Source organism: Pseudarthrobacter sp. Y6, assembly GCF_050156205.1.
Taxonomy (GTDB): Bacteria; Actinomycetota; Actinomycetes; order Actinomycetales; family Micrococcaceae; genus Arthrobacter.
The window spans coordinates 796,260-810,389 of record NZ_CP189574.1; the positions used below are offsets into that span (position 1 = coordinate 796,260).

Here is a 14,130-nt window from a genome sequence, read left to right on the forward strand (position 1 = left end):
CTAAAAATGAAGACTACCCAGAGCTTCACGAATTATGCAAACTTTGTGTGAGCTAATTAGCGGAATGACGGACGGGTCCGCTGGCTATGCTGGCCTCATGCCTGAGCTCGCCGATTTCGTGCCGACACTGGCGGGCGTCGGTCTCCTGATGGCGCTGGCAGTTGCTGTGCTGCTGGCATTCCAGGTGCCGTCCAAGTTTTCTCCCGCGCTGGCGATCCTCAGGGGAGCGGTGCAGCTGGCCGCCGTCAGTTTCGTTCTGAGCGGCGTGATCACCAGCCCGGCGTGGGTTGCCGTTGCGCTGCTGGTGATGTTCGCCGTTGCGGCGGTGAGCGCAACACGGCGGGTCGGCTGGAGCTGGCCACACCTCGCACTCGTGGGAGGTTCGATGGCTGCGGGCATCAGCGCCACGCTGCTCATCATTTTCAGCACCGGCGCGGTCGGCTTCACTCCCCGCTACGCCCTGGCCATCGGCGGGATTGTGATCGGAAACGCCATGACCGTCGCGGTCCTGGCCGGCCGGCGTTTTGCCGAGTCTGTCCATGAGCATTGGGAAGAGGTGGAGGGCTGGCTCGCCCTGGGCGCTTCGCCGCGGCGGTCAACCCTTGAGCTCGCCCGGGGTTCGGTTCGCGCCGCACTGATTCCGGCCACGGACCAGACGAAAACCACCGGCCTGGTCACCTTGCCCGGAGCGTTTGTGGGGGCGATTTTCGGCGGGATTTCACCCTTGGAGGCAGGGCGGTTCCAGATCGTGGTGCTGGCGGCGATCATGGCGGCCGGGGCCGTCACTGCCGTCCTGGTGGTCGCCCAGCTCGCCCCGGTCCGGGTGCGGCCGGGACTGCCGCGGTGAGCTGCGGCTGGTTCAGGCCCGCGGCGGCTTCGAGGGTCATCCAGGCCTGCAGCTGGGTGGAAAGTTCGACGGCGGCGCCTGGCGGGTACTCCTGGCCCGCCGGGCGGTGTGGCTGGGGAGAGAAAACAACCGTCCCGTTGTCCCGTTCCGTCCTGCCCGCCCAGAATGCTTCGGCCGTGCCGGTCACCAGGCTGCGGGCTTTGGTCCGGATCCCGGCTGGCAGCCGTTCATCGCGGACGGCCAAGGCCAGGTAGCGCACCAGGATACCGGTGAAAAGTCCGCCGTCACCCCTGCCCTCGCCACGGATGACGGGCCGCCCGGGTACCGTGAGCTGCTTCGCGACCGCGTCCACCAGCGCTGCGGCCCTCGCGAGATTGGCCTCGCCGCCGAGCTCCAGCAAGGCTCCCAGTACGGGGCCTTGGTTGTACGTGTAGATGGTGTTCTCCACCATCACTTCGCCGGCGGGGTTGAGCCGCGCCCCGTCAACATAGAGGCCCTGGGCCTCGTCAAACAGCACGGCGTTGAGCCAGTCCACCAGCCGCTGCGCCTTGGTCTGCTGGCCTGTGCGGGCGTAGTAGAGCGCCGCGGGGGCGGTGGCCGGGGTGTTCTTGAAGTCGCGCTTCTTGCTCCAGAAGGTCCCGCCGCCCAGGTCATCGGTGGAGGCGGAATCGAACTGCAGGGTGAGGGTTTTGTGGACTCTGGCGTTGCGGCGGTGTCCGGGTTTGCGCGTCTCCTCGGCCAGGCTTTGCAGGCGGTGCGTCGCCAGCGCCAGCCAGGCCATGTCGTCGTAGTAGTTGTTGACGAAGGTGTTGGCGTTCCGCAGCCGGATCCCCGTGACCAGCCTGGACGCGAGCTTGCCGGCGCTGGGGTGGCTTGGGCCGTTGAACCTTGCTGCGGGGGTGGCTCCGTTGCCCAGTTCGCGGCGCCCGGCGTCCACCAGGCAGTCCACATAGTGCGCCTGCCACCAGTAGTGCCACGGGTGGAAGAGGTTCTTCAGGCGCTTCGACGGCCATTGCACGGCAGCAAGCTGGGTTCCCGGCAGGAACAGCAGCCGCCGGCCGAAGAGTCCTGTGACGGAGCGGGCCGCCACGTTGGCCCGGTCCTGCCAGTCTGCGGGTTCGGCATCCGGCATGGTCATCCGTTTAGCCTAGCGGGTGCGGCCCGCAGGATTTTCAGTTAACATGCACTAACTAATGTTCCGCGCCGGTCTTATGGTGTTCGGGCCGCATCAAGGAGGATGTATGGACGTCTTGGGTACTGTCGCGCTGATTACGGGTGGGGCCTCCGGGCTGGGGGCTGCCACCGCGAAGCGCCTGTTCGACGCCGGCGCCTCGGTTGTGCTGATCGATCTGCCGTCCTCTGCCGGTGCGGCCTACGCCGCCGAGCTCAACGCCGGCGCGCTCAACGCCGCCGGCGGGTCGGGGGCACGAGCGGCCTTTGTCCCCGCGGATGTCACCAACGAAACTGAGGTGCAGGCCGCCGTCGACACCGCGGTGGCCCTGGGGCCGCTCCGGATTGTGGTGAACTGCGCCGGCGTAGCCACTCCGGGCAAGGTCCTGGGCCGGGACGGCGTCCTCCCGCTGGACACGTTCAACCGCGTCATCCAGGTCAACCTCATCGGGACTTTCAACGTGCTGCGCCTGGCGGCCGCGGCCATGGTTTCAACGGAACCTGTAAGCACCGAGCTGGGCGGCCCCGAGCGCGGCGTCATCATCAACACCGCCTCCGTGGCTGCCTTCGACGGGCAGATCGGCCAGCCGGCCTACGCCGCTTCCAAGGCCGCCGTCGCCGCCATGACGCTGCCGCTGGCCCGGGAACTGGCCCGCTCGCTGGTGCGCGTGGTGACCATCGCCCCGGGCATCTTCGAAACACCCATGATGGCAACCCTCCCGCAGGACGCGCAGGATTCGCTGGGCCAGCAGGTCCCGCACCCGTCCCGCCTGGGCAGGCCCGCCGAATACGCCAACCTGGCGGCCCATATTGTGGAAAATGCGATGATCAACGGCGAAACCATCCGGCTCGATGGTGCCATCCGGATGGGCCCGAAATGAACGAGCTGCCCACCGCCGAGCCGGCCATTTCGGAACCCGCCGCTTCGGAACCCGCTACCTCCGGGCCATCGATCGACGACCTGCCCGTCGCCGATTTTTTCTCGTTCGAGTCCCTCCTCAGCTCGAAGGAGCGGGCCAAACTGGCCGAGCTGAGGGAGTTCCTGGCCACGGAGATCGCCCCCTACGCGTCGGACTGGTGGAACAAGGCGGAGTTTCCGGCGCACATCCTGCCCAGGCTCGCCGCGCTGGAGCTGAGCACGCCTGCGCAGCGCGGCTACAGCAACCTCTTCGCCGGACTGGTGATTGCCGAGATGACGCGCGTGGACACCTCGATCGCAACATTCTTCCTGGTCCACCACGACCTCTTTGTGGAGTCGCTCTACAGTTTTGGGTCAGCCGGCCAGAAAGAGCGGCTGCTTGCGGACGCCTCAAGCCTGCGCATCACCGGCGCGTTCGCGCTGACGGAGCCCGGCCACGGTTCCGACGTGGCCGGCGGCATGGAGACCCGTGCCCGGCGCATCTCCAGCGCTACGGGCGAGCCCGACGACGACGGCGACTCGTGGGTGCTCAACGGCGCCAAGCGCTGGATCGGGAACGGGACGTTCTGCGACTACATGCTGGTGTGGGCCAGGGACGAGGCCGTGGCTGCCGACGGGCATGGCGCGGTGCGCGGGTTCATCGTTGATGCTTCCTTGCCGGGTGTGAGCCGGAGCCGGATCGAGAACAAGATTGCGCTCCGGACCGTGCAGAACGCGGACATTGTGTTTAAGGATGTCCAGGTCGCTGAGGCCGACCGATTTGCCGGCATCAGCAGTTTCGAGGACACCAACCAGCTCCTGCGCGGCTCGCGGATAATGGTGGCGTGGCAGGCGGTGGGGCAGCAGCTGGCGGCGTTCGACGTCGCCCGGCAGTACGCCCTCGAACGCCAACAGTTCGGCCGGCCGCTGGCGAAATTCCAGCTCATCCAGCAGCAGCTGGTCACGATGTTGGGCAACGCCGTAGCGAGCATGGCCATGATGGCGCGTATTGCCCAGCTGCAGGATGACGGGGTGGCGGACATGCCGCAGGTTGCCCTCGCCAAGTCCTACACCAGCGCCCGGATGCGCGAGACCGTGGCGCTGGGGAGGTCCATCCTGGGCGGCAACGGCATCGTGACGGACTACCGGATGGCCAAAATCTTCGCCGACGCCGAGGCCATCTACACCTACGAGGGCTCGTTCGAAATCAACACGCTCATTGTGGGCCGTGCCGTCACCGGCGTCTCAGCGATCGTCTGACCCGGCGGCAACCCGCGATCAATCACCGAAAGCGGGTTGCTTTTCGCCGGCTTCGATCCTTGCGTCCAGACTGTTGTTCTTCACGGGCATGGGGCAGGTGCCGAACGGGGTGAAGGCGCTGGGGTAATTGATGGCACGGTTGAAATCCAGGACCACCGTGGCCTTCCCGGCCGCGTCAACCCGCGACCTGGGTGTGGATACTTTCCGCCATTCATCCGTCGATTCGCCGTTGGTCCCGTCGTGAAAGGTGATGGTCAAGGCCCCCAGTTTTTCCTCCTCCGCATGCAGGCGGTACTCATGGTCAATCCCCGGCAGCCGGAAAACCACCTCGCCCACCGAATAGTGGACGCCGTCCACCAGCGGATTGGCCGTTCCGATCGGGATGGCCACCGGCTCCGGGTACGCCTCGTAGGCTGCCTCAATGACCAGATCCGGGTCGTAATCGAACGTGGGCACGCCGTCGAACTCCGTCAGCACCGGCGAGCCGGAATCACGGGTCCGGATGGCGTACCGGCCCGCGCGCATGGCCAGTTCCACCACTACCTGCTGCCCGTCCGCGCCGCCGAACTGCACCCACATCAGGGATTCCTCGTTGGCGAGGGAGGCAGCAATGGTCCCGTCAACGGGCTCACCGGTTTCCACCAGCGTCAGGCCGTCCTGTGCCGCAGCGGTGAGCGTCGCCGTCGTGCCGTCCGTTGACCAGAGGCCGGGGGCGAGGTCGACGCCGGCGGTCCGGGATTCCAGCCACTGGAAGGAGGTGAGGGTCAGCCAGCCGTGGCGGGTGGCTAGGGCTTTGTTCCGGTTCGTGCGGAAACGCTGCCAGCGTTCCAGCTGCGCGGCTGCGGTGGTGTTCATGGTTCCTCCAAAAGCGGTTCTGATTCCCCGGCTACGACGTCAACGCTTACAACCCAGCGCAGACGCTGTCCATTCCACCACGGACCACCACGGCCGCGTTGCTGCCGCAGCCCTTGTCTTGCAGGCGGCGGAGAGTAACGTCGAAAGCGACGGAACATCGTTCCGGACTCCCACGGCTGAACTTGGAGGAACCATGAAAATCGCGGTCCTGGGCACGGGTTTCGCAGGCCGGACCCTCGCGGGCGCGCTGTCCGCACTGGGACACGACGTGGTGGTGGGCACCCGCGACCCGGGAAGGACTCTCGCCCGCAGCGGCCCGGACTCCATGGGCACGCCACCCTTCAGCGAATGGCACGCAGCGAACCAGCACATAGCCCTGGATACGTTCGCGGAGGCCGCAGCCGGGGCGGAACTGATAGTCAATGCAACGAACGGAGCGGGCGCACTCAGTGCCCTCAGTGCCGCGGGCTCGGCCAACCTGTCGGGGAAAGTTGTGGTGGACGTTTCCAACCCGCTCGACTTCTCCCAGGGCATGCCGCCGGTGCTGAACCCGGTCAACACGGACAGCAATGCCGAACGGATCCAGCACGCGTTCCCGGAGGCGCGGGTGGTCAAAACCCTCAACACCATGAACGCCGGGCTGATGGTTGACCCCGGAAGGCTGGGCGGCGGGGACCACTCGGTGTTTGTCTCCGGCGACGACCCCGGCGCCAAGAACACCGTGACGGCGCTCCTCCGGGAGCTGGGCCACCGCGATATTATTGACCTCGGAGATATCACCACCGCCCGCGGAGCGGAGATGATGCTCCCGGTGTGGCTGCGCCTGTGGTCGGCGTTGGGGACCCCGGATTTCAATTTCAAGATCGTCCGCTGAAGTCCGGCGCGGCAGGGGCGGAGACCAGCGCAATATCTGAGACGGATTCCGCCTTCGCCACCCCGTGCGGGTAGCATCGATAGCTAGTAACGTGGCTCACAGTATCCAGCGCAGTGTACGAGCCAAGTCCGAACCCTCGAAAGACAGTTTCCATGGCTAACACTGCAATGAATTCCGCAACCGACCTCGCCTCTGAACTGAGGGCCGACGTCCGGCGCGTCTCCACCCTGCTGGGTGAATCCCTGGTCCGCCAGCACGGCCCCGAACTCCTGGATCTGGTGGAGCAGGTCCGCCTCCTCACTAAGGAGTCCAAGGAAGCCGCCCGTGGCGGTGCCGATGCCACCGGCCCATGGAGCGCGCACGACGTCGTCGAACAGGTCCGCGAACTGCTCGGCTCCCTGCCGATCGAGCAGGCCACCGACCTGGTGCGTGCGTTCGCGTTCTACTTCCACCTGGCCAACGCGGCAGAGCAGGTCCACCGGGTCCGCGGCCTGCGGACACGGCAGGAGAAGGACGGGTGGCTGGCCAAGGCCGTCACCGAAATCGCCGCCCAGGCGGGGCCAGCCGTGCTCCAGGAAGTGGTCAACGGGCTGGACGTCCGCCCCATCTTCACCGCCCACCCCACCGAGGCCTCGCGCCGTTCCGTGCTGGACAAGATCCGCAAGCTCTCTGATGTCCTGGCCGAGTCCACGAAGGAAGGCACCACCGCGCGCCGTCGGCAGGACCGGCAGCTTTCCGAGGTCATCGACCAGATGTGGCAGACCGACGAACTGCGCCAGGTACGCCCCACCCCGGTGGACGAGGCCCGCAACGCGATCTACTACCTCGGCGGCATCCTGACCGACGCCATGCCCCAGATGCTCTCGGATTTCTCGGAACTGCTCGGCGAGCACGGCGTCAGCCTCGCGTCCCAGGACGCACCCATCCGGTTTGGTTCCTGGATCGGCGGGGACCGGGACGGCAACCCCAACGTCACAGCGGCGGTCACCAGGGAAATCCTGCAGATCCAGAACCAGCACGCCGTCCGCATCAGTATCGCGATGATGGACGAGCTGATCTCCATCCTGTCCAACTCCACCGCGTTGTCCGGCGCGGACCAGAACCTGCTGGACTCCATCGAGGCGGACCTGAAGAAGCTGCCGGGCCTGGACCGGCGCGTCCTGGAACTCAATGCCCAGGAGCCTTACCGCCTTAAACTCACGTGCATCAAGGCCAAGCTCATCAACACGGGCAAGCGGGTGGCCGCAGACTCCACCCATGAACACGGCCGTGATTACAGCTCCACCGAGGAACTCCTCAACGACCTCGAACTGTTGGAGCTGTCCCTCCGCAACCACTCGGCGTCGCTCGCTGCCGACGGCGCGCTGGCCCGCGTCCGCCGCGCCGTCGCGTCCTTCGGTCTGCACCTGGCCACCCTGGACATCCGCGAGCACGCCGACCACCACCATGACGCCGTCGGCCAGCTGATGGACCGGCTGGGCGGCCCCGGCATCCGCTACGCGGAACTGAGCCGTGGGGAACGCTTCGAGGTGCTGGGCTCGGAGCTGGCCTCACGCCGGCCCCTGTCCGGCCACCCGATTAAGCTCGACGGCGTCGCTGACGGCACGTACGACGTCTTCCGTGAGATCCGGCGCGCCCTGCGCACGTATGGTCCGGACGTCATCGAGACCTACATCATTTCCATGACCCGTGGCGCGGACGATGTCCTGGCCGCGGCCGTCCTGGCCCGCGAGGCAGGCCTCATCAACCTGTTCGGCGAAACTCCCTACGCCAAGATCGGGTTCGCGCCCCTGCTGGAGACCGTGGAGGAGCTGCGTGCCTCGGCCGAGATCGTGGACCAGCTGCTGTCCGTTCCGTCCTACCGCGACCTGGTCCGGCTGCGCGGCGACGTCCAGGAAATCATGCTGGGCTACTCGGACTCCAACAAGGAATCCGGCGTAATGACCAGCCAGTGGGAGATCCACAAGACCCAGCGGAAGCTGCGCGACGTTGCAGCCAAGCATGGCGTGCGCGTCCGGTTGTTCCACGGCCGCGGCGGTTCCGTGGGCCGCGGCGGCGGACCCACCTATGACGCCATCATGGCCCAGCCCAACGGCGTGCTGGAAGGCGAGATCAAGTTCACCGAACAGGGTGAGGTCATCTCGGACAAGTACTCGCTGCCTGAGCTGGCCCGGGAAAACCTGGAGCTGTCCCTCGCGGCAGTGCTCCAGGGCTCGGCTCTGCACCGGGATCCGCGCACGTCCGATGACCAGCGCGAACGGTTCGGGCACGTTATGGAAATCATCTCCGACGGTGCCTTCGACCGGTACCGGAAGCTGATTGATGATCCGGACCTGCCCGCGTACTTCCTGGCGTCCACTCCGGTAGAGCAGCTGGGCTCGCTAAACATCGGCTCGCGCCCGTCCAAACGCCCGGATTCCGGGGCGGGGCTTGGCGGACTGCGTGCCATCCCCTGGGTGTTCGGCTGGACGCAGTCCCGGCAGATCGTGCCGGGCTGGTTCGGTGTGGGCTCGGGCCTGAAGGCTGCCCGTGAGGCCGGAAACTCCGCGCAGCTGCTGGAGATGATGGAAAACTGGCACTTCTTCCGGTCAGTACTGTCCAACGTGGAGATGACCCTGGCCAAGACAGACCTGGACATCGCAGGGTACTATGTGGCCACCCTGGTTCCCGAGGACCTGCACCACATTTTCCGTGCCATCCGTGAAGAGTTCGAACTCACCGTCGCCGAGGTCCAGACCCTTACCGGCGAGAACGTGCTCCTGGACGCCCAGCCGACGCTCAAGCGTTCGCTGGAGATCCGGGACCAGTACCTGGACCCCATCAGCTACCTGCAGGTGGAGTTGCTCCGCCGCGTGCGGGCTGCCCAGGGCGCCGAAGGCGAGAGCATCAGCGGCGCCGAGATCGACGAACGGCTCCAGCGGGCCATGCTGATCACCGTCAACGGCGTGGCGGCCGGCCTGCGCAACACCGGCTAACCCCGGACGCTTTCTGCCCTCATCACCCGCGCGACCCGCCTGAGCGACCCGCGGACCCCCGCGCGAACTTGCAGCTAATACCCTCTGCGGCCCCTTTTGACGTCCTTAGCTGCCAGTTCGCGCAAACTCACTGGCCGCCGTAGTGCACCACTACGGTCCGGCGGGTGTTGCGGCCATCGGCGTAGGGCACCGTGCTGACGCCCACGCCATAAAGGGCTGTGAGTTCCTTTTCGCTCAGGAGCTCCATGGCGTCGCCCGTCCGGGGTCCGCTGGCAGTGAGCAGGACGGCCCGGTCCGCGAGGTACAGCGCGTGGTCCGGGTGGTGCGTACTGAGGAGCACCGCCAAGCCGTCGGTCATCAGTTCGCGCAGGAGCCGCAGGACGCGGACCTGGTTCTTGAGGTCCAGGCCGGTGGCGGGCTCGTCCAGCACCAGGACGGGACTGCCGGCCGCGATGGCCCGGGCGATCAGGACAAGCTGCTGTTCGCCGCCGCTGAGCGTGGGGAAGAACCTGCTGCGGAGGCCGGCGATGCCCACTCTGTCCATCGCCTCCAGGGAAGCAGCCCGGTCAGCGGCCCCAGGCGAACGGAAGAGGCCGATCTGGCGGGCACGTCCCATCAGCACCATGTCCAGGGCCCGGTAGGCGAAGGTACTGCCATGGGCCTGCGGGACGTAGCCGGCCCTTGCCGCCCGCGTGACAATTCCCTCTACTGGGGCCAGCAGGCCGGCGGCGCAGCGCACCAGCGTGGTCTTGCCGCTGCCGTTGGGTCCCAGGACGGCGGTGGCGGTTCCCGGGAGGACCTGAAAGCTGACATCCCGGAAGACCCAATCCGTCCGGCCGTATCCGAAGCCCACGCCGTTCAGCTCAAGCACTTTCCCAGATCCTGTCCCGGTTCCGGCGCAGCAGGACAAAAAACACTGGCGCTCCGATCAGCGCCGTCAGCACGCCGAGAGGGATCTCGCCCGCCGTCGCGGTGCGTGCCACAGTGTCCACGAGCATGATGTAGGCACCGCCCAGGAGGAATGAGACCGGCAGCAGGACCCGATGGTCCGGTCCCACCCACATCCTTGCCAGGTGCGGGACCACCAGGCCCACCCAACTCACTGCGCCGCTTACGGCCACAGCCCCGGCCACGATCAGTGCCACCGAGACCAGCACCACCCAGCGCAGTGGGCGGGGCCGGATCCCTAGCGCAGTGGCGTCGTCGTCGCCCAGTGAGAGCACGTTGATGCGCCAGCGCAGGGCCACGAGCACCAGCGCGCCACCGACGACGGGAATCAGTGCCACTGCCACCTTGCCGAAGGTGGCAGTGGCTACGCTCCCCAAGAGCCAGAAAACGATGGCCGGCAAGGTGGTGTTGGGATCCGCGATGTAGGTGACCAAGGCTACCAGCGCGGAAAAGAACGATCCCGTGACCACGCCGCCCAACACGATCATGAGCAGGGGAGTCCCGCCGCGCCCGGACGTGATGAGGAACAGGGTGGCCAGGGCGACCAGTCCGAAGGCGAAGGAACTGGTGATCAGCGCGAACGTCCCTAACCCCAGGAGCAGAGCCAGCGCCCCGCCGAAGGAAGCGCCCGCGGAAACACCGATGATGTCCGGGCTGACCAGCGGATTGTGGAAGATGGCCTGCAGCGCGGCGCCGCCGATCGCCAGGCCGCCGCCCACCAGCAGCGCCAGCACTACGCGGGGCAGCCTGACCAGGAGCACCACATTCTCCTCCGTGGCGGTTGCCTCCACCGGGATGGGGACCACATGCCCCGCCAGGATCTGGACAACGTGCCAGAGCGGCACGTTGTAACGTCCCACCGCCAAAGCCACCAGCGCCACGGCAACCAGGAAGACTGTGCTGATGGCAATAGGCTTCAGGGCCGATGGTCCGTGCCTTTTGTCTTCGTCTCGGACCGCAGTCCGGCCTCGGCGGGCATCAAGCCGTTCGTCGCTGGCGTCATGCAGCATTGAACTGCCGGTAGTAGTCAGAGTCGGCGTTCGCCGCGGTCCACAGGACCTTGTCCAGCTCTGCCGCGGTCGGCTTGTGGCTGTACAGGAAATCGAAGTACTCGGTGACTTTGCTCCGGAGAAGGGAACGCTGCCGGGGGAACGCTATGTCGCTGAGCCAGTGCCACATCAGCGGTGATTCCTGCCCGGGGGGATCCCACCGGTACCCACCCAGCGGCACCTTGTACACACGCCGGTTCTTTACCGCGGACGCGGTCTGCCAGACGGGGTCCGAGTAGAGGTCCTGGGGAATGGCGCCGTCGAAATTTCCCAGCAGGATGATCTCCGGATCCCACCGCAGCACCTGCTCGACGTCCAGGCCCACCATTCCCGATCCTTGGAGCGGATCGTCCCCGGTGGCGGGATTCGTGCCCCCCGCCAGCTTGATGTAGAAATCGTTGTAGCTGTTGGCCGCGGCCACCTTCAGGCCGCCGGTGAACCGGTTGAAGTACAGGATGCTGGGCCCGGTGGAGTTCCGGCCAGCCGCCATCTCCTTGATGGCGGCCAGTTCCAGGTCGCTCCGGGACTTCATATCCACGGCGCGTTCGGGCTTCCCCAGCATCGTGGCGAACATGGCCACCCAGGCGTCCACATCCTCCTGCTTGCCGGTGTTGGTCAGCCCGATGACGTTCAGGCCGGCCTCTTCCAGCGGCTCGATGAGCTGGGCGTCTGACCATTGGATCACCACGTCGGGGTCCAGGGCGCGCACACTCTCCACGTTGGCGGTGAAGTCCTGGGTGGCGATCTCGTGCGGCAGCTCCAAGGCTTTGGGAAACATCGTGCCCATGATGCCGTCGCGCATAGCCACCCAGGACGCGTTGTGCATGGCAGCGAGATGGTCAGCGGTGCGGTCCACGGCCACCAGCAGCGACGCCGCCGGCATGGGAATGGTCACCACCCGCGTCACGGGCCGGGCGAAGGTGATGGTCTTGCCGCGCTGGTCGGTGACGCTGATCCCGGTGCCTCCGGTGCCTCCGGTCTCGCCGCTCACAGAAGGGCCCGACGACGGAGGGGAACCGGGGGTGCCGGCGCATCCGGCCAGGAGGGCTGCAGAGCCGCCCGCCGCAAGGAGTTGAAGGGCGGTGCGCCGGTTCAGATCAGTGATTGCCATGGTGTGTGACCCCTGTGCTTCGGTCTACACAGCATCCGCTCGTGTGCGGAGGCTGTCAACGGCTTTTGTCGTGCCCTGGAGACCATCCGGCCCTTGTCCGGCCTGCGTCGTGGTGCTACGTTCAAAAGACTCTCGGAGAAGGTGGCCACGCGATGGTTGTCGATGGTGCCCAGTTGTTTGTCCGGTATGCCTACCCGCCCAATTCCCGTGGCAGCTGCGGCCCTCCCGACAGCGACGCCCTGTTGCACTATGGCCAGTCCGGCGTCACAGACCAGGGCCTCCGGGAACTCGCGAAAGGCTTTGCCGGTGCCTGGCCGTACCTGGAACTCATTGCCGGCGCCCACCGCATCCCCGACCCGCTCGACGCGCGCGTAGTGGAGGCCTACTGGGTGGGAAACAGTCTGCTGGACACCGTGGGCATCAGCACCATGGGCAACTCGATGGAAGACCGGTTCCGGGCACGCACCGGCCGGCAGTTTCCGCACCTCGTGGAAGGGGTGCTAGCCGGCGGCGTTCCGCACCACAGCTTCCACGTCTTCGAAATCTATCCTTGGCTGGGACTGCTGCGTGATGACCGCCGGTACGCCACCGCGCTGAACGTGCTTGACCGCTGCCGGATCCGCTGGGGCGAGGTCCTGGCCATCACCGGCGACGAAGCCGTGGTGAAGTCGCGTCCCCTGACCTGGGACGGCACATCCCTGGCTGTGGGGGATCCCGTGGTGGAGTCCGCCAAATACGCCGTGAACGGGACCGGCTTTGTTGCCGGGCTGGCGGCGGGCGATGTGGTGTCGCTCCACTGGGACTGGGTCTGTGACCGGCTGACACCCCATCAGTTGCAGCACTTGAAGTACTTCACCGGCCGGCATCTCACGATCGCCAACAGCGGCGTGGAGCATCGCGGCGCAGCCATCGCATTGGAGCGCTGAGCCCTGGAACACTAAGCCTTGGAACCCTGGAGCTAGTGCGGTCCCCGTGGCTAGGGCGACTGGGGTGCCGCAGTATCGGGGTCGTCCGGAGGTTGGACGGCGGTCGAATCACGCGGTGAGGATTCGCCGGTAGGGCGTTCCGCCGGGCCCGCATCCGTGCCGGTGTCCTCGCTGCCTGGTTCTTGGCCTTCCTCCTTGAGGACGTCTTCACCGTGCCGGGTGGTGCTCGTGCCCACTCCTTCCGGAGCCATGGCGGCGTCCTCAGGGGTTTCGTCGGAACCCGGGTGGGCGGGCTACTTCAGCGGCGGCTCGCTGCCCCAGGCGCGAGCTGTGCCAGGGGAGGTCCCCGGCTCCTCGTCAGTTGGTTCGGACGGATTCATCGGTGTCATGGTGTTCTCCTTGATCCTGGTGGTGGTCAGCCGACGGCGGAACGTCGTTGCCGTCGCCGGGCTGCCGTGGGCGCCCCATCAGTTCGAGGCCGCTCATTGCCTGTTCAGCGCCTGCGTCATCCACCCGCTCCAGCGCGAAGCCCATGTGGATGAGGACCCAGCTTCCCGGTGGCAGCGGACCGTCGTCCAGGAGCCCGATGTTGATCTTGCGCTGCACGCCAGCCACGTTCACCAGGGCAAGCTGGTTGCCGTAACCATCAATCGGGCCGATGACCTGGCCGGGGATTCCGAGGCACATTGTTGGTCCGCCTTAGGTCTGCTTGGAGGTGTGCTGGCTGAGGAGACTGACGACGGCGGCCATCGCCCCCGGGAGGGCGGCCGACACCGGCGGCGTCAGGCCGATGCCCTCGGTGACGTCGGCAGGAACGCAGCCCACTACGTAGGTCACGGGAACCTCGCCGCCCAGCGTCCGGAGCTTGCCCAGGACGGCGGCAGGGTCCATGCCGTGCGGGTCCAGGGAGGCACCGCCGTCGAGATCCTCGCTACGGATCCGGAGCACACGCAGGCTGCCCGGGGACGTACCGCCGTCGCCGTCTGTGACCGGGTTGGGGGGTACAGCTGAGTCCGGCGGCACGGCATCCACGAGCACTAGCACGTCCACTCCGGCAAGGAGGTCGTACGCGAGGTGCATGCCGCGGATGCCGTAGTCCACCACCTCCACGCCGGGCGGAAGGTGTCCGTCCGAGGCCAGCCGGCGGGCGACTTCGGGCCCGAAGCCGTCGTCGCGCAGGAACATGTTGCCCACGCCTGCCACCAGCACAGTCATTC

General features: G+C 66.7%; 14 protein-coding genes. 6 read left to right on the top strand and 8 right to left on the bottom strand.

Annotated features, from left to right (window positions below; translation table 11 throughout):
- The first annotated feature begins 97 nt into the window (after window positions 1-97).
- Window positions 98-847 carry an ABC transporter permease gene (locus ACQCSW_RS03915; protein ID WP_426989591.1) on the top strand — a complete coding sequence of 250 codons (750 nt, stop codon included), beginning with the start codon at window positions 98-100 and terminating at the stop codon, window positions 845-847.
- Here the strand turns inward: ACQCSW_RS03915 and ACQCSW_RS03920 are convergent.
- Window positions 783-1,985, bottom strand: coding sequence for a glycoside hydrolase family 76 protein (locus ACQCSW_RS03920; protein WP_426989592.1), 1,203 nt, complete (start codon window positions 1,983-1,985; stop codon window positions 783-785). The genes ACQCSW_RS03915 and ACQCSW_RS03920 overlap by 65 nt on opposite strands.
- Before the next feature lie 103 nt (window positions 1,986-2,088).
- Between ACQCSW_RS03920 and ACQCSW_RS03925 the strand changes: the two genes are divergently transcribed.
- Both ACQCSW_RS03925 and ACQCSW_RS03930 read left to right on the top strand, forming a co-directional pair.
- Window positions 2,089-2,898, top strand: coding sequence for an SDR family NAD(P)-dependent oxidoreductase (locus ACQCSW_RS03925; RefSeq protein WP_426989594.1), 810 nt, complete (start codon window positions 2,089-2,091; stop codon window positions 2,896-2,898).
- Complete coding sequence (locus ACQCSW_RS03930) at window positions 2,895-4,175, top strand: acyl-CoA dehydrogenase family protein (RefSeq protein ID WP_426989596.1); 1,281 nt, start codon at window positions 2,895-2,897, stop codon at window positions 4,173-4,175. Before ACQCSW_RS03925 ends, ACQCSW_RS03930 begins: the two co-directional genes overlap by 4 nt.
- An 18-nt stretch (window positions 4,176-4,193) precedes the next feature.
- Here the strand turns inward: ACQCSW_RS03930 and ACQCSW_RS03935 are convergent, their stop codons facing one another.
- Window positions 4,194-5,030: a DUF1684 domain-containing protein gene (locus tag ACQCSW_RS03935; RefSeq protein WP_426989597.1), complete on the bottom strand. Its 837-nt coding sequence runs from the start codon at window positions 5,028-5,030 to the stop codon at window positions 4,194-4,196.
- Window positions 5,031-5,223: 193 nt separating this feature from the next.
- Here ACQCSW_RS03935 and ACQCSW_RS03940 point away from each other — a divergent pair, with 193 nt between their 5' ends.
- Window positions 5,224-5,904, top strand: a complete 681-nt coding sequence (locus tag ACQCSW_RS03940) for an NADPH-dependent F420 reductase (RefSeq protein ID WP_426989598.1) — start codon at window positions 5,224-5,226, stop codon at window positions 5,902-5,904.
- A 152-nt stretch (window positions 5,905-6,056) separates the two neighbouring features.
- Window positions 6,057-8,879 (top strand): phosphoenolpyruvate carboxylase, encoded by a 2,823-nt coding sequence (gene ppc / locus ACQCSW_RS03945; protein WP_426989599.1) that lies wholly within the window; start codon window positions 6,057-6,059, stop codon window positions 8,877-8,879.
- A gap of 127 nt (window positions 8,880-9,006) precedes the next feature.
- Here the strand turns inward: ppc and ACQCSW_RS03950 are convergent, their stop codons facing one another.
- The 3 genes from ACQCSW_RS03950 to ACQCSW_RS03960 are packed head-to-tail and all read right to left on the bottom strand — an operon-like array spanning window position 9,007 to window position 11,987.
- Window positions 9,007-9,750 (bottom strand): ABC transporter ATP-binding protein, encoded by a 744-nt coding sequence (locus tag ACQCSW_RS03950; protein ID WP_426989600.1) that lies wholly within the window; start codon window positions 9,748-9,750, stop codon window positions 9,007-9,009.
- The gene (locus ACQCSW_RS03955; protein WP_426989601.1) at window positions 9,743-10,837 is read right to left on the bottom strand and encodes a FecCD family ABC transporter permease; all 1,095 of its coding nucleotides are present in this window, start codon (window positions 10,835-10,837) and stop codon (window positions 9,743-9,745) included. Before ACQCSW_RS03955 ends, ACQCSW_RS03950 begins: the two co-directional genes overlap by 8 nt.
- A complete protein-coding gene (locus tag ACQCSW_RS03960; protein ID WP_426989602.1) occupies window positions 10,827-11,987 on the bottom strand; it encodes an ABC transporter substrate-binding protein in 1,161 nt (386 codons plus the stop codon). Before ACQCSW_RS03960 ends, ACQCSW_RS03955 begins: the two co-directional genes overlap by 11 nt.
- A gap of 152 nt (window positions 11,988-12,139) precedes the next feature.
- Between ACQCSW_RS03960 and ACQCSW_RS03965 the strand changes: the two genes are divergently transcribed.
- Window positions 12,140-12,913 (top strand): DUF6390 family protein, encoded by a 774-nt coding sequence (locus ACQCSW_RS03965; protein WP_354251511.1) that lies wholly within the window; start codon window positions 12,140-12,142, stop codon window positions 12,911-12,913.
- Window positions 12,914-12,963: 50 nt separating this feature from the next.
- Here ACQCSW_RS03965 and ACQCSW_RS03970 read toward each other — a convergent pair whose 3' ends face one another.
- From ACQCSW_RS03970 to ACQCSW_RS03980, 3 genes are all read right to left on the bottom strand, one after another.
- Window positions 12,964-13,164 carry a hypothetical protein gene (locus ACQCSW_RS03970; protein WP_426989603.1) on the bottom strand — a complete coding sequence of 67 codons (201 nt, stop codon included), beginning with the start codon at window positions 13,162-13,164 and terminating at the stop codon, window positions 12,964-12,966.
- Between the two features lie 106 nt (window positions 13,165-13,270).
- On the bottom strand, window positions 13,271-13,600 hold the full coding sequence (locus ACQCSW_RS03975) for a HypC/HybG/HupF family hydrogenase formation chaperone (protein WP_426989604.1): 330 nt from the start codon (window positions 13,598-13,600) through the stop codon (window positions 13,271-13,273).
- A 12-nt stretch (window positions 13,601-13,612) separates the two neighbouring features.
- Complete coding sequence (locus tag ACQCSW_RS03980; RefSeq protein ID WP_426989605.1) at window positions 13,613-14,128, bottom strand: hydrogenase maturation protease; 516 nt, start codon at window positions 14,126-14,128, stop codon at window positions 13,613-13,615.
- Window positions 14,129-14,130: the final 2 nt, after the last annotated feature.

Coding starts and splice junctions, on each gene's coding strand:
- ACQCSW_RS03915 (WP_426989591.1), top strand. CDS start 98: ATGCCTGAGCTCGCCGATTTCGTGCCGACACTGGCGGGCGTCGGTCTC.
- ACQCSW_RS03920 (WP_426989592.1), bottom strand. CDS start 1,985: ATGACCATGCCGGATGCCGAACCCGCAGACTGGCAGGACCGGGCCAAC.
- ACQCSW_RS03925 (WP_426989594.1), top strand. CDS start 2,089: ATGGACGTCTTGGGTACTGTCGCGCTGATTACGGGTGGGGCCTCCGGG.
- ACQCSW_RS03930 (WP_426989596.1), top strand. CDS start 2,895: ATGAACGAGCTGCCCACCGCCGAGCCGGCCATTTCGGAACCCGCCGCT.
- ACQCSW_RS03935 (WP_426989597.1), bottom strand. CDS start 5,030: ATGAACACCACCGCAGCCGCGCAGCTGGAACGCTGGCAGCGTTTCCGC.
- ACQCSW_RS03940 (WP_426989598.1), top strand. CDS start 5,224: ATGAAAATCGCGGTCCTGGGCACGGGTTTCGCAGGCCGGACCCTCGCG.
- ppc (WP_426989599.1), top strand. CDS start 6,057: ATGGCTAACACTGCAATGAATTCCGCAACCGACCTCGCCTCTGAACTG.
- ACQCSW_RS03955 (WP_426989601.1), bottom strand. CDS start 10,837: ATGCTGCATGACGCCAGCGACGAACGGCTTGATGCCCGCCGAGGCCGG.
- ACQCSW_RS03960 (WP_426989602.1), bottom strand. CDS start 11,987: ATGGCAATCACTGATCTGAACCGGCGCACCGCCCTTCAACTCCTTGCG.
- ACQCSW_RS03965 (WP_354251511.1), top strand. CDS start 12,140: ATGGTTGTCGATGGTGCCCAGTTGTTTGTCCGGTATGCCTACCCGCCC.
- ACQCSW_RS03970 (WP_426989603.1), bottom strand. CDS start 13,164: ATGGCTCCGGAAGGAGTGGGCACGAGCACCACCCGGCACGGTGAAGAC.
- ACQCSW_RS03975 (WP_426989604.1), bottom strand. CDS start 13,600: ATGTGCCTCGGAATCCCCGGCCAGGTCATCGGCCCGATTGATGGTTAC.
- ACQCSW_RS03980 (WP_426989605.1), bottom strand. CDS start 14,128: ATGACTGTGCTGGTGGCAGGCGTGGGCAACATGTTCCTGCGCGACGAC.